At 67.0% G+C, this 14,690-nt stretch carries 10 protein-coding genes; 7 read left to right on the forward strand and 3 right to left on the reverse strand.

The window, feature by feature from the left end; all coding sequences use genetic code 11:
- Positions 1 to 21: 21 nt before the first annotated feature.
- Positions 22 to 426 (reverse strand): DUF5820 family protein, encoded by a 405-nt coding sequence (locus NOV86_RS04935; protein ID WP_267640143.1) that lies wholly within the window; start codon positions 424 to 426, stop codon positions 22 to 24.
- Between the two features lie 627 nt (positions 427 to 1,053).
- Here NOV86_RS04935 and NOV86_RS04940 point away from each other — a divergent pair.
- Genes NOV86_RS04940 through NOV86_RS04960 form a run of 5 tightly spaced genes read left to right on the forward strand, consistent with a single transcriptional unit; the run spans position 1,054 to position 9,932 of the window.
- Complete coding sequence (locus NOV86_RS04940) at positions 1,054 to 3,126, forward strand: PrkA family serine protein kinase (RefSeq protein WP_267640144.1); 2,073 nt, start codon at positions 1,054 to 1,056, stop codon at positions 3,124 to 3,126.
- On the forward strand, positions 3,126 to 5,411 hold the full coding sequence (locus NOV86_RS04945) for a PrkA family serine protein kinase (protein ID WP_267640145.1): 2,286 nt from the start codon (positions 3,126 to 3,128) through the stop codon (positions 5,409 to 5,411). The genes NOV86_RS04940 and NOV86_RS04945 overlap by 1 nt, the downstream gene beginning before the upstream one ends.
- A complete protein-coding gene (locus NOV86_RS04950) occupies positions 5,402 to 6,712 on the forward strand; it encodes a YeaH/YhbH family protein (protein WP_267640146.1) in 1,311 nt (436 codons plus the stop codon). Before NOV86_RS04945 ends, NOV86_RS04950 begins: the two co-directional genes overlap by 10 nt.
- Before the next feature lie 15 nt (positions 6,713 to 6,727).
- The gene (locus NOV86_RS04955) at positions 6,728 to 8,737 is read left to right on the forward strand and encodes a SpoVR family protein (protein WP_267640147.1); all 2,010 of its coding nucleotides are present in this window, start codon (positions 6,728 to 6,730) and stop codon (positions 8,735 to 8,737) included.
- Positions 8,738 to 8,780: 43 nt separating this feature from the next.
- Entirely contained in the window at positions 8,781 to 9,932 is a 1,152-nt protein-coding gene (locus tag NOV86_RS04960; protein ID WP_267640148.1) for an MBL fold metallo-hydrolase, read from the forward strand.
- On the opposite strand, the gene NOV86_RS04965 is transcribed toward NOV86_RS04960, so the two are convergent.
- Both NOV86_RS04965 and NOV86_RS04970 read right to left on the reverse strand, forming a co-directional pair.
- Positions 9,933 to 11,240: a hypothetical protein gene (locus NOV86_RS04965; protein WP_267640149.1), complete on the reverse strand. Its 1,308-nt coding sequence runs from the start codon at positions 11,238 to 11,240 to the stop codon at positions 9,933 to 9,935. It lies immediately after the preceding gene.
- A 50-nt stretch (positions 11,241 to 11,290) separates the two neighbouring features.
- Positions 11,291 to 12,631, reverse strand: a complete 1,341-nt coding sequence (locus tag NOV86_RS04970) for a DUF7827 domain-containing protein (RefSeq protein ID WP_267640150.1) — start codon at positions 12,629 to 12,631, stop codon at positions 11,291 to 11,293.
- 130 nt (positions 12,632 to 12,761) lie between these two features.
- Here NOV86_RS04970 and NOV86_RS04975 point away from each other — a divergent pair, with 130 nt between their 5' ends.
- Both NOV86_RS04975 and NOV86_RS04980 read left to right on the forward strand, forming a co-directional pair.
- On the forward strand, positions 12,762 to 13,160 hold the full coding sequence (locus tag NOV86_RS04975) for a secondary thiamine-phosphate synthase enzyme YjbQ (protein WP_267640151.1): 399 nt from the start codon (positions 12,762 to 12,764) through the stop codon (positions 13,158 to 13,160).
- Positions 13,161 to 13,201: 41 nt separating this feature from the next.
- The gene (locus NOV86_RS04980) at positions 13,202 to 14,638 is read left to right on the forward strand and encodes a DASH family cryptochrome (RefSeq protein ID WP_267640152.1); all 1,437 of its coding nucleotides are present in this window, start codon (positions 13,202 to 13,204) and stop codon (positions 14,636 to 14,638) included.
- The last annotated feature ends 52 nt before the right edge of the window (positions 14,639 to 14,690 follow it).

Below are 14,690 nucleotides of genomic sequence, written 5' to 3' on the forward strand. Positions count from 1 at the left end.
CGGGCGGGTCTTCGGCCATCGTCACTCCGGGGCCCGGCCGGTCAGCTCGTCGAGCTTCTCGAAGTACTCCTCGCGGGGCACCTGGTAGACGTCGCGCGGGTCGATCTCGCCGTCGGCGAAGCGCCCCGCCAGCTCCACCGCGCCCGTGATGGCTGCCTCGCGGGTGTCGAACCGGTTCGTCTCCTGCAACTGCACGTCGGGCTCGAAGTACAGCGTGGCGTACCAGGCGCCGGTCGTCGCGTCCTCCCGGGAGACGCCGGGGCGTCGGTGGTTCCGGCGACCGCGGGTCACGTACAGCGTCGGGAGGCACGGTGCCGGGAACTGCTCGGAGTCGAACACGTCCGGGCGGTACGCGAGGATGCAGCGCCCGTCCGGTTCCTCGTTCCACACCGTCCAGCCCGCCGGCAGGTCCTCGAGGGTGCTCATTGCCGGACCCTAGGTGCAGACGCGTAAAAAGTGGCTCATTCGCGACGGGTCGGCCCGGGCCGCCACCGCGGTCGACACCCCTCGCAACCGGGGAGTCGTCGGCGACCCCTCGGAGCCCTGGAGAAACGAGGAATCGGGAGGCTGCGTCGGCCCCCACCCCGAGAGTATATAAAGGACGGGGCCTCGACCCCGTGTCGGGAGAACAACGTATAACGTTCTTACGGACAGGAACCGATTCTCTTAAAGGGAGTTTTCGTACTGGTAAATATTTGTTGGGGTCAAACTTATGCGGCTCGGAATCCGAGTTGTATACACTCCTCGGTAGCGCCTACCGACGTGACCGCCCTGCACTTTCCGAGCCCCCTCGACAATCCACTCGCGTGGGAGGCCCGGCCACACGTCGCAGGGTGGTGAAAGTTCACATATGGCACGAAGTTTCGTCGCCGCGAGGCGGCAGACGCACCTGACGGTGGCGTCGTTCGAGTGGCGACGCGGGGGTGCCGTGCCGACCCGAACGACCGACACGTCGGAGGGCTTCCGAGACAGACGACCGCCGTCTCACGCGCATCGCGCGCGACCGGGAGGCGTGCCCGGCACGCGGCGGCCGTCGAACCTGTCCATGATAGCATGACCGAAACCAGAGAATCACTCGCGGAACTGAGCAACGAATACAAGGAGTCGATGCCGTCGGACCTGCGCGAGACGAAGTCCTTCGACTGGTACCTCAACGAGGTGTACGAGGACCCGCTCATCGCGCGGAACGCGCACCAGCGCGTCGCCGACATGTTCGACTTCTACGGCACCGAGTACGACGAGCACGAGGGTATCGTCAAGTACAAACTCGCCACGGAGGACCCCCTCCACGACGGGGAGAACACCTTCTACGGGAAGGTCATCCACCAGAGCATCCACGAGTTCGTCAACAAGATCAAGTCGGGTGCCCGCGGCCTCGGCCCCGAGCGGCGTATCAAACTGCTGCTCGGGCCGGTCGGCTCCGGGAAGTCCCACTTCGACCGGATGTGCCGGAAGTACTTCGAGGACTACACCCTCCGCGACGAGGGCCGGATGTACACCTTCCGGTGGACGAACCTCTGTGACATCGTCGACGACCAGGACCCCGCCGACGACGTGGTCCGGTCCCCGATGAACCAGGACCCGCTGGTCCTCATCCCGCAGCGCCAGCGCCAGCGCGTCCTCGACGAACTGAACGAGCTCCACGACGCGCCCTACACCATCCGCAACGAGCAGGCGCTCGACCCCGAGTCCGAGTTCTACATGGACAGACTCCTCGAGTACTACGAGGACGACCTCCAGTCGGTGCTCGAGAACCACATCGAGATCGTCCGGCTCATCGCCGACGAGAACAAGCGCCAGTGTCTGGAGACCTTCGAGCCCAAGGACAAGAAGAACCAGGACGAGACCGAACTCACGGGCGACGTCAACTACTCGAAGATCGCCATCTACGGCGAGTCCGACCCGCGGGCGTTCGACTACTCCGGCGCGTTCTGTAACGCCAACCGCGGCATCTTCAGCGGCGAGGAGCTGTTGAAGCTCCAGCGCGAGTTCCTGTACGACTTCCTGCACGCGACGCAGGAGATGACCATCAAGCCGAAGAACAACCCGCGGATCGACATCGACCAGGTCATCGTCGGGCGCACCAACATGCCCGAGTACAAGGACAAGAAGGGCGACGAGAAGATGGAGGCGTTCAACGACCGCACCAAGCGCATCGACTTCCCGTACGTCCTCGGCTACGAGGAGGAGTCGGACATCTACCGCAAGATGCTGAACAACGCGGACGTGCCCGACATCCACGTCGAGCCCCACGCGCTGGAGATGGCCGGCCTGTTCGCCGTCCTCACCCGCATCGAGGAGCCCGACACCGAGACCGTCGAGATGATCCAGAAGGCGAAGGCCTACAACGGCGAGATCGACGACGGCGACGACATCGACGTGAAGAAACTGCGCGAGGAGGCCGAGTCCAAGGCCGAGATCGGCGAGGGCATGGAGGGCGTCTCGCCCCGCTTCATCGGCGACGAGATCGCCGAGGCCATCATGGACTCGAAGCACCGCGGCCGCCAGTTCCTCTCGCCGCTGACCATCTTCAACTTCTTCGAGGAGAACCTGGAGCACCACGGCTCCATCCCGGAGGAGAACTTCGAGACGTACTACAGATACCTCGAGATGGTCCGCGAGGAGTACAAGGCCCGCGCCATCGAGGACGTCCGCCACGCGCTGGCGTACGACATCGACGAGATCCAGCGCCAGGGCGAGAAGTACATGGACCACGTCATGGCCTACATCGACGACGACACCATCGAGGACGACATCACCGGCCGCGACCAGGAACCCGACGAGAAGTTCATGCGCTCCATCGAGGAGAACCTCGACATCCCCGAGGACCGCAAGGACGACTTCCGCCAGGAGGTCTCGAACTGGGTCAGCCGGCGCGCCCGCGAGGGCACGACGTTCAACCCGCAGGACAACGAACGCCTCCGCCGCGCACTCGAGCGCAAGCTCTGGGAGGACAAGAAGCACAACATCAACTTCAGCGCGCTCGTCTCGGCCAACGAGACGGACGACGACGAACGGAACTCCTGGGTCGACGCACTCATCGACCAGGGCTACTCGCGTGACGGCGCGAAAGAGGTGCTCGAGTTCGCTGGCGCGGAGGTCGCCAAAGCAGAGATGGAAGACTGATGAGCAGGGGAGACGACTTCGTCACGGCCGGCGACCGCGCCCTCGAGGAGACCTACGAGGGACCGATGTCGCTCGCCGAGTACGTCGACCGGGTGTTCGAGCAGCCGAGCATCGCGAGCCACGCCTCGAAGTACCTCCTGCAGGCCATCGAGGCCGCAGGGACCCGGACCGTCATCGAGGAGGGCGAGGAGAAGGAGCGCTACCGCTTCTTCGACGACCCCCACAACGACGGTGAACACGCCGTCCTCGGCAACACGGAGGTGCTCAACTCCTTCGTGGACGACCTCCGGTCCATCGCGTCCGGCCGCGGCAAACACGAGAAGATCCTCTGGTTCGACGGGCCCACCGCGACGGGCAAGTCCGAGCTGAAGCGCTGTCTCATCAACGGCCTCCGGGAGTACTCGAAGACGCCGGAGGGCCGGCGCTACACGGTCGAGTGGAACATCGCCGCCGGTGGCGGTGGCCGTGGGCTGAGCTACGGCGACGACCTCGGGGGCGACGACGAGACGAACTGGTACGAGTCGCCCGTCCAGTCGAACCCGCTGACGGTGTTCCCGCCGGAGGTCCGCGCGGACCTCGTCGCACAGGTCAACGAGTCGCTCGACTCCGACGTGCCCATCAACGTGACCCAGCGTCTCGACCCGTTCAGCCGCGAAGCCTACGACTACCTGGAGGAGATGTACCGCCGGAAGGGTCGCAAGGACCTCTTCTCGGCCATCGCCGACAGTCGCCACCTCCGGGTGAAGAACTACGTCGTCGACGTCGGCAAGGGCGTCGGCGTCCTCCACTCGGAGGACGACGGCACGCCCAAGGAGCGCCTCGTCGGCTCCTGGATGCACGGGATGCTCCAGAAGCTCGACTCCCGCGGGCGCAAGAACCCGCAGGCGTTCAGCTACGACGGCGTCCTCAGCCAGGGCAACGGCCTGCTGACCATCGTCGAGGACGCGGCCCAGCACGCCGACCTGCTCCAGAAACTGCTGAACGTTCCCGACGAGGGGACGGTCAAGCTCGACAAGGGCATCGGGATGGACATCGACACCCAGTTGCTCATCATCTCGAACCCGGACCTGGAGGCACAGCTCAACCAGCACGCGGAACGGCAGGGCATGGACCCGCTGAAGGCGCTCAAGCGCCGGCTCGACAAGCACGAGTTCGCGTACCTGACGAACCTCTCGCTGGAGACCGAACTCATCCGCCGGGAACTCACCGGCGAGCACACGGTCTGGACGGCCGAGTCCTACGACGAGCTGGCAGAGAAGATCCGCCAGCCGGTGCTGGTCTCCGTCAAGCAGGCCTCGGGCGAGCTCGTGGACAGGGAGTTCGCCCCACACGCCATCGAGGCCGCCGCGCTCTACAGCGTGGTCACCCGCCTCGACGACGAGAACCTGCCGACGGACCTGGACCTCGTGGACAAGGCCCTCATCTTCGACCGTGGCTACCTCCAGGAGGGCGACACCAGACAGTACAAGGAGGACTTCGACTTCGACGGCGAGGCCGCCGACGGCACCCACGGGATTCCGGTCACCTACACGCGGGACATCCTCGCGGACCTGCTCCACGAGGAGACCGACCGGCATCACCCCGACCTCACGGTCGAACGCATCATCATGCCACGTGACGTGCTGAACGCGATGGCCGACGGACTCGTCGACGCCCCGGTGTTCTCCACCGGCGAGCGCACCGAGTTCGAGGGCCGCGTCGCCGAGGTGAAGAACCACATCTTCGGCGAGCAAGAGCAGGACGTCATCGACGCGATGATGCACGACCGCAAGGTCGACGAGGCGACCGTCGCCGAGTACGTCGAGCAGGTGTACGCCTGGGAGACGGACGAACCCATCATCAACGAGCGCGGCGAGCGCGAGGAGCCCGACCCGCTGAAGATGAAGATCTTCGAGGTCGAGCACCTCGGGCGGTTCGAGGAGTCCGACTACAGCGGCGACCAGCCCAGCCCCGAGGTGCAGTCGTTCCGCCGCGAGAAGATCATCACGGCGCTCAACCGCCACGCGTGGGAGCACCGCGACGAGGACTTCACCATCGAGAACGTCGACCTGACGGCCATCCCGGTCATCAAGACCGTCCTCGAGTCGAACGACTGGGACGACGTGCGCCGGGTCTACGACGACTTCGACCCGCGCCAGTGGGACGACCCGCCGAGTGGCACCGAGACGGCCAGCCTCAAGCGCAAGACCATCGACGCGATGGTCGACCTGCTCGGCTACTCGGAGGCCTCGGCCGAACTGACCAGCAGACACGTCATGGGACAGGTGGCATACAGATGGGACTGAAAGACGACATCGAACGGTTCCGCGAAGTCGGTGAGGAGCGCCGCGAAGACCTCAAGGAGTTCATCCAGTACGGTGAACTCGGCCGCAGTGGCCCGGACGAGGTCCGCATCCCCATCAAGATCGTCGACCTCCCGAGCTTCGAGTACGACCGCCTCGACCAGGGTGGCGTCGGTCAGGGCGACGCCGAGGTCGGCGACCCCGTCGGCCAGCCCCAGCCACAGCCCGGCGAGGGCGAGGAGGGCGACCCCGGCGAGGAGGGCGGCGAGCACGAGTACTACGAGATGGACCCCGAGGAGTTCGCCCAGGAACTCGACGAGGAACTCGGGCTCGACCTCGAACCGAAGGGCAAGCGCGTCATCGAGGAGAAGGAGGGACCGTTCACGGACATCACCCGGACCGGGCCCGACTCCACCCTCGACTTCGAGCGCATGTTCAAGGAGGGCCTCAAGCGCAAGCTCGCGATGGACTTCGACGAGAACTTCCTGACGGAGGTCCTGAAGATAGAGGGCTGGGGCCCGCAGAAGGCCTACGAGTGGGCCCGCAGCCAGTCAATCCCCGTCTCGAAGGCGTGGCTGGAGGACACCTACAGCAACATCCCCGACGACGAGAAGACCACCTGGGGCTCCATCGAGGAGGTCGAGGAGAACGTCGAGCGCGAGACGACCTACCAGAAGATCCGCCGCGAGGGGATCAAGCACGTCCCGTTCCGCCGCGAGGACGAGCGCTACCGCCACCCCGAGATCATCGAGGAGCGCGAGAAGAACGTCGTCGTGGTGAACATCCGCGACGTCTCCGGCTCGATGCGCGAGAAGAAGCGCGAGCTGGTCGAGCGCGTGTTCACGCCGCTTGACTGGTACCTCACCGGGAAGTACGACAACGCGGAGTTCATCTACATCGCCCACGACGCGGAGGCCTGGGAGGTCGACCGCGAGGAGTTCTTCGGCATCCGCTCGGGCGGTGGGACGAAGATATCCAGCGCGTACGAACTCGCCGCCGCACTGCTGGAGGAGTACCCCTGGAGCGAGTGGAACCGGTACGTGTTCGCGGCCGGTGACTCCGAGAACTCCAGCAACGACACCGAAGAGCGGGTCATCCCGATGATGGAACAGATCGACGCGAACCTCCACGCCTACGTGGAGACCCAGCCGACCGGGACGGCCATCAACGCGACCCACGCCGAGGAGGTCGAATCGCACTTCGCCGGCAGCGACAACGTCGCCGTCGCGTACGTCTCCAGCCCGGAGGACGTGACCGACGCGATCTACACCATCCTCTCCACCGAGGGTGATTCAGATGAGTGAACGCAGGTGGTCACAATGAGCGAGTCAGACAGATTCAACAAGCAACGCATCGCGGGCGGCCTGCGCGAACCCGTCGAGGAGGCGCGCAACCTCGCCCAGAAGCTCGGGCTCTCGCCGTACGAGGTCAACTACTGGATCGTCGACTACGACGAGATGAACGAGCTCATCGCCTACGGCGGCTTCCAGCACCGCTACCCGCACTGGCGCTGGGGCATGCAGTACGACCGCCAGCAGAAGCAGGGTCAGTACAGCGGCGGGAAGGCGTTCGAGATCGTCAACAACGACAACCCCGCCCACGCGTTCCTGCAGGAGTCGAACACGCTGGCCGACCAGAAGGCGGTCATCACCCACGTCGAGGCCCACTCCGACTTCTTCGCGAAGAACGAGTGGTTCCAGCTGTTCTCCGGCGGCACGCCGAACGCGGCCGCGATGCTGGAGCGCCACGCCCGCGCCATCACGGAGTACATGCAGCGCCCGGACATCGAGCGCGCCGAGGTCGAGAAGTGGATCGACCACACGCTCGCGCTCGAGGACAACATCGACCAGCACCGGCGCTACAAACCGGTCAGCTCCGAGAGCCGGGAGGCCGAGCGCGAGGACATCGACCTCGCCGACATCGAGGACAAACTCGACGAACTCGACCTCTCCGAGGAGGTCCGCCGCGAGGTCTTCGACGAGGAGTGGCTCGAACGACAGGAGGCCGAGGACGGCCCGGCGACCTTCCCGGAGGAACCCGAGAAGGACCTGCTGGCGTTCATCCGCAAGTACGGCAAGCAGTACGACGACGACGCCGAGAAGGGCGTCGAGATGGAGGAGTGGCAACGGGACGTGCTCGACATGATGCGCGCCGAGGCGTACTACTTCGCCCCCCAGAAGATGACGAAGGTCATGAACGAGGGCTGGGCGGCGTACTGGGAGTCGCTCATGATGGGCGACGAGCGCTTCGCCGGCGACGACGAGTTCATCAACTACGCCGAACACCAGGCCGCCGTCCTCGGGTCGCCGGGGCTGAACCCCTACAAGCTCGGCAAGGAGCTGTGGGAGTACATCGAGAACTCGACGAACCGCAAGGAGGTCGTCGAGCGCCTGCTCCGGACGAAGGGCATCACCTGGCGCAACTTCGGCGACGTGGTCGACTTCGCGCAGGTCCGCGAGCTGCTCACGCCCCACGAGGCGCTGTCGGCCATCGACCCGGAGAACCTCGACGCCCTCGAGGAGCTGCCCGCGTCCTACGTGGACTGGGACGCCGTCGAGCAGGCGAAGGCCGGCGAGATAGACGTCCAGAAGTACCCGTGGAAGGTGCTGACCTACGAGGGGCTGTGCCACCGGCACTACTCGCTGGTCAAGCGCCAGAACCGCGGGTTCGTCGAGCGCATCACCCAGTCCGAGCTGGAGCGCATCGGGCGCTACCTGTTCGACGACCAGGTGTACGACAGCGTCGAGGAGGCCCTCGCGGACGTGGACTTCTCCCGCGGCTGGGACCGCATGCGGGAGGTCCGCCGGAGCCACAACGACGTGACGTTCATCGACGAGTTCCTCACCCAGGAGTTCATCGACGAGAACGAGTACTTCACCTACGAGTACTCGCACGCGACCGGCCAGTACCGCGTCGCCAGCCAGGACGCCGGCGACGTGAAGAAGAAGTTGCTGTTGAACTTCACGAACTTCGGCAAGCCGACCATCGCGGTGTACGACGGCAACTACAACAACCGCAACGAGTTGCTGCTCGGCCACCAGTACAACGGCGTCATGCTGGACGTCAAGCAGGCCAGACAGACGCTCGAACGCGTCTTCGAGCTGTGGGGTCGGCCGGTGAACCTCATGACCATCGTCAAGGAGATCTCCGACCACGACCGCGAGGTCGCCCGCCGGCGCAACCGCGAGCCCAAGCCCACCGAACAGGGCAAGCTCATCCGGTTCGACGGCGAGAAGTTCGAGGAGACCGACCTCGCGTGGGAGGAGGTCGAACACCTCTCCGCCGACGACGTGGACTACGACACCAAGCCCGAAGAGTGGCTGGCCTGATTCCGCGTCCACCATTTTTCGCGCTCGGTCGCCTACGAGAGGTATGACCGAATCCATCTCCGTCGAGAGGTTCCGCGAGCGCCGCCAGGACGAGGACGTCGTCGTTGTCGACACCCGGGGCGCAGAGAGCTTTGCGGGCTGGCGCCTGCCCGACTCCGTGAACTTCCCGTACAAACCGGGCGAGACGGTCACGAAAGAGGAGTTCCAGGCCGCGACCGGCGCGGCGTCGGACGACGCCATCGTCACCATCTGCGCCATCGGGAAGTCCTCCTACGCCTTCGCCGAGGCGCTCTCTGACCTGGGGTACGACGACGTGGCGGTCGTCGAGGGCGGCATGGCGGCCTACAGCGGGGTATACGACCTCGCGAGGGTCCCGACGCCCGACGAGTCGGTCGATATCGTCCAGCTCCAGCGCCGCGCCAAGGGCTGTCTGGGCTACGTGGTGGGGTGCCGGGAGACGAAGCAGGCCGCCATCGTCGACGCGACCCGCCAGACCGACGAGTTCCGCGAGGCCGCCGAGGGGTTCGGGTACGAGGTCGTCGCCGTCTTCGACACGCACGTCCACGCCGACCACGTCTCCGGCGGCCGCGCCCTCGCCGACGACCTCGGCGTCCCGTACTACCTCGGCGAGCGCGCCGCCGCAGACCGCGAGGTCGGCTACGACTACGAGCCACTGTCGCGGAACGAGGTCGTCACCGTGGGCGAGGTCGCCCTGAAGGCGCTGTACACGCACGGGCATACCTCCGAGTCGGTGAGCTACCTCGTGAACGCCGCGGCGGTCCTGACCGGCGACACGCTGTTCGTGGAGTCCGTGGGGCGGACCGAACTCCAGTTCTCGGGCGAGGAAGCGGTCGGCGGCGCGGAGTCACTGTACGAGACCCTCCACGGGACGCTCCTCGCCGAACCGGACTCCGTGACGGTCTGTCCGGGGCACTTCCCGGTCGCGGACGACGGCTCGACGTCCATCACGCCGGGCGAACCGGTGGCGGCGACGGTGGGCGAACGCCGGCAGTCCGGGGGGCTGTTGCAGGCCGACCGTGACGAGTTCGTGCGCGAGATAACCGCCGACCTGCCGGAGAAGCCACCGAACTACGAGCGCGTCATCGCCGTGAACACGGGGCGAGAGTCGCTGGACGACGAGAAGGAGGCGGTGGAACTCGAACTCGGGCCGAACCGGTGTGCGGCCGAGGAGTGACTAGTTCCGGCGAAGTGCGAGCAGTGCGAGGGCAGTGAGGGTGGCCAGCACGCCGAAGCCGGGGAGCTCGCTGGTCCCCGGGTCCTCGGCGAAGGTGAGGTCGCTGGCCGGGACGGTCGAGGTCGGCGGCTGGGTCGTGGTCCCCGGCGGTGTCGTCGTCTCGGTCCCGTGGACGGTCAGGTTCCGCCGGACGGTCTCGGTCCCGTACTCGACGACGACCTCGTAGCTCCCCGGGTCGGGTGCGGACAGGGCGAGTTCGCGGTCGACATCTCGATTGCCCTCGACCAGAGTCCCGTACTCCCGGGAGTTCACGACGTCGCCGGTCTCGGCGTCGACGACGCTGACGGTGACGGGTCGGTCGACCGTCGTCAGGCCACTGTTGCGTATCTCGACGCCGACCGAGAGGTCCATGTCCGTCTTGATGTCTTCGAGGACGCGGACGGTCGTCAGCTCGACCGGCGACTCGTCCACGACGAGGGTGCCGGCGTCGTGCAGGGCGCCGTCACTGGACAGTTCGTAACGCAGGTGGGTCCCGTTGGGGACGTCGGACAGGTCGACGGTGGTGCTCCAGCCACCGGCCCCGTCAGCTGTGAAGGTCGACCGGTGAATCACGGTCCCGTTCCGCAAGAGCGTCACCGCGCCCGATTCGCCGGCGGCGAGGTCCGACTCGCCCGTCAGGGTGACCGAGCCGGGCCGGACGTGGGTACCGTTCCGGAAGTCGGTGAAGAGCGTCGGGGACTCGACGTCGAACTCGTCCTCGATGTGGGTGTCCTCGCCGATGCCGGGGAAGGACTCCGAGACGCGCAACTCGGCCTGTTTCCCGCGCTGTTCGCCGGCCGGGATGGGAAGCTCCCGGCCGTCGCCGAAGACGAGGTACACCACGTCGTCGGAGTCGCCGTGGACGAGTCGTGCGCCCTCGGTCGACTCGTAGAGGAAACACGGCCACTGGAGCGTGAGCGTCGGTTCGGGGTCGCCGAAGTAGCTCACGTTGTCGGCCCGGGTCGCGATGTCCGGGGCGGTCACCCGGACCACGAGGTGGCCGCCGAGGGGAACCGTGTTCGCGTCGGTGCTCGCGTCCGGGACCTCGTCGAGGGAGACGTCCGGGCCCACCGCATATGCCAGGATCGAGACGTTCCCGGACTCGTTCTGGCGCGGGGTGGTGTCGGCGCTGTCGAACGGTGTGCCGGCCGGACAGGTCGCGCTCGGTGTTCCTGTTCCGCCCGCGGCCGTCGCGGGGGTCGATACGGGGACGAGAGCGAGGGCGACGACCAGCGCGAGGACGCCGGCCGTCTGGCGAGTGGAGGGCATGACTCTCTCTGTGACTAGGTGTCGAACTGACTGATAAGTTTTCTGTGAGTTCAGACGCGGTGGCGGGCGGCTCCCACCAGCAGGAGGACCGCGACCACCCCGGCGACCAGCCCGAACCCGGGCTGTCCCTCCTCGGTCCGGGGTGCCAGCGTCGGGTTCGTGTTCGGCGGGTCGCCCGTCAGCGTGACGTTCAGGTCCCCGGTCAGGGTTCGCTCGCCGCCCTCGACGGACACCCGGTACGGGATGGTCCCCTCGGTGAGCGGTTCGGTGTTCACGGGCACCGTGACGGTGGTCCGGGTCTGCGGCGAGAGCGTTATCTCCCGGGTCGTCGACACGTGGTCGAGGGAGACGTTGAGCGTGGCCGTCCCGGTCCGCTCGCCGGAGTTGAGCAGCGTCACGGTGAACATCGCGTCCTTGCCCTCGATGACCGACTCCTGTGCGTCGACCTCGACGACCTCGATGTTCGAGCCGTCCTGCTCGGCGCCGGCGGGGAGTACCCGGAAGTCCTGGATGACCCGTTCCTGGGTGACGGCGTAGGGGTTGGACTCGGCGACCGTGAACGTCGCGCGGTAGGTCGCGTCCGCCTCGAACGAACTCGTGTTCGGCGGGAACGCCAGCACGAACACGTCCCGTTGTGGCCGGTGGACGAACTCGGCCTCGGACAGGTCGACCGCCGGGCCGCCGTTCTTCTGCTGGATGTGCATGGTGACGCCCTCGGTCCCCCGGCCGGTGAGGCCGGCGACGCCGGTGACGTAGCCGTGGATGCTGGAGTCGTTCACCTCGATGAACAGCCACTCGTCGAGTTCGACCGCGCTGGAGAGCGACGACTGGGCGAGCGCGGTGGTCGCGTTCGCCTCCGGCGGTCCCTCGAGGACCCGCATCGACTGCGACCGGAGCGGGTCGATGTCGAGGACGACCGCCCCCGCCGCGACCTGCTGGTCGTCGTGGGTGACGGTGACGTCGTAGCGACCCTCCGGCAGGTGCGCCTCGCGCCGGGCCGAGGACCGGGTCGCGTTCGTCACCCGGTCCAGACCCGCCGAGACGACCCGGTCGAGCGACGACTCGGGGGCCACGCCGGCGTGGTAGGTGTTCCAGACGAGGAAGACCCGGCCGTCGCCGTTCTGGTCCGTGACCGTGGCCGTGAGTCGGTAGCCGATGGAGTCGTTGGCGATGGTGACCGTCGCCGTGGTCTCGTTCTCGCCGAGGCGGACCGGCACCACGACGGGGTCGCCGGGCTGGTCGACGATGCGGTCCGGGACGCTCCAGGGGGTCGTCGACGCCTGTGCGTCCATCGCACCGGTCCCGCCGGTCGAGGCCGTCGTGACGCCAGCTAGCGGCGCCAGACAGCAGGCGAGCGCGAGGACTACCGTGGCTGTCAGTCGCAACCGCATCTGCGCTATCGGGGAGAGAGTGGTGTCCGACGTAAAAGGTTCGCGTTCCCGTGAATATGAGAGCGGGAGCCTGCCCGGTTGGCAGGCTGACCCGGCCAACCCTCTTGCGCCGGGCGGGCCAAGGGCAGGTATGCACAGCGAGCGATTCAGCGTCGAGACGGACGCGCACACGACCACGGTGGACGTGACCGACCAGGTCCGGGACGCGATTCCGGACGGGGCGAGCGGGGTCTGTACGGTCTACGTCCAGCACACGACCGCGGGCGTCGTCGTACAGGAACCGGAATCGCGGCTCCGGGAGGACATCGCGACCTTCGTCGACGACCTCGTCCCGGACGAGGGCTGGCAACACGACCGCATCGACGACAACGCGGACTCGCACCTCCGGGCGACGCTGCTGGGGTCGGACGTGTCCATCCCGGTCGACGACGGGGAGCCGATGCTGGGGACGTGGCAGGCCGTGTTGCTGGTCGAGTGCGACGGTCCCCGGACCCGGAACGTGGTGGTCGCTGTCACAGGGGCTAACTAGTCGGGGACTCGGTACAAGCCGGTCCGGAGCGAACCGTTCGCATGACACGGACGGCTCTCGTCTGGTTCCGCCGGGACCTGCGCTGCCACGACAATCCGACGCTCGCGGCGGCGGCCGAGGCGGACGAACTGCTCCCCGTCTACTGTTTCGACCCACGAGCGTTCGGCAAGCGCGAGTACGGGGGGCCGAACTCGTTCTCCTTCGAGAAGACGGGTGGCCATCGAACGCGGTTCCTGACCGAGAGCGTCGCCGACCTCCGTGAGCGGCTTCGCGAGCACGGGTGCGACCTGCTGGTCCGCGAGGGGAAACCCGAGGACGTGCTGCCCGAACTCGCGGCGGCCCACGACGCCGACGAACTCCACTGTTCGACGTACCCGACCAGCGAGGAGAAGGACGTCGAATCGGCGGTCACGGCCGCGCTCTCGGACGAGGGGGTCGAGGTGCAGTCCCACTGGGGACACACGCTCTACCACGTCGACGACCTGCCGACCGACCCGCGGGTCATCGACGACACGTTCACCCCGTTCCGGAAGGCGGTCGAGGCGGAGTCGACGGTCCGCGACCCGCTCCCGGAGCCGGCCCTGCCGCCGTTGCCCGTCTCGGTCGGTGACGACACCGGCGAGGTGCCGACCGCGCCGTTCGGGACCGACCCGGCCACCGCCGACGACCGCGGAGCACTCCCCTTCGCGGGCGGTGAGGGTCGGGCCATCGACCGCGTCGAGGAGTACATCTGGGAGGGCGACCACCTCCGCGAGTACAAGGAGACGCGCAACGGCCTCGTCGGTGCGGACTACTCGTCGAAGTTCTCGCCGTGGCTCGCACTGGGCTGTCTCTCCCCGCGGTACGTCCACGACGAGGTGCGGCGGTACGAGGCCGAGCGCGTCGCCAACGACTCCACCTACTGGCTGCTGTTCGAGCTGTGCTGGCGGGACTTCTTCCAGTTCCAGTTCGTCAAACACGGGAACCAGCACTTCCGTCGCGAGGGCATCCGGAACCGGACCGACGTGACCTGGCTCTGGGACGACCGGCGCTTCCGGCTGTGGGCGACCGGCCAGACCGGCATCCCGTTCGTCGACGCCGCCATGCGCGAGCTGAACGAGACGGGGTACGTGAGCAATCGCGCCCGACAGAACGCCGCCTCCTTCCTCGCGAACAACCTGCGTCTGGACTGGCGCCACGGCGCGGCCTACTTCGAGACGAAGCTACTGGACTACGACCCCTGCTCGAACTACGGGAACTGGGCGTACATCGCGGGCGTGGGCAACGACTCCCGGGACAGGCAGTTCGACATCGTCTGGCAGGCGAACCGGTACGACCCGGACGCCGCGTACGTCAAGCGCTGGATCCCGGCGCTCGAACCGTTCTCGGCCGAGGAGGCACACGAACCGTGGACCATCCCCCGGCACCGGCGGCGCGACCACGGGCTGGAACTCGGGACGGACTACCCGGAGCCGATGGTCCGGCTGGAACGGACCTGAGGCGGAACTGACCTGGGACGGAACAGGGCCGAGAAGGAAGGGGGCCGAGAAC

It is taken from the genome of Haloarchaeobius amylolyticus, assembly GCF_026616195.1.
In the GTDB taxonomy this organism is placed as follows: Archaea; Halobacteriota; Halobacteria; order Halobacteriales; family Natrialbaceae; genus Haloarchaeobius; species Haloarchaeobius amylolyticus.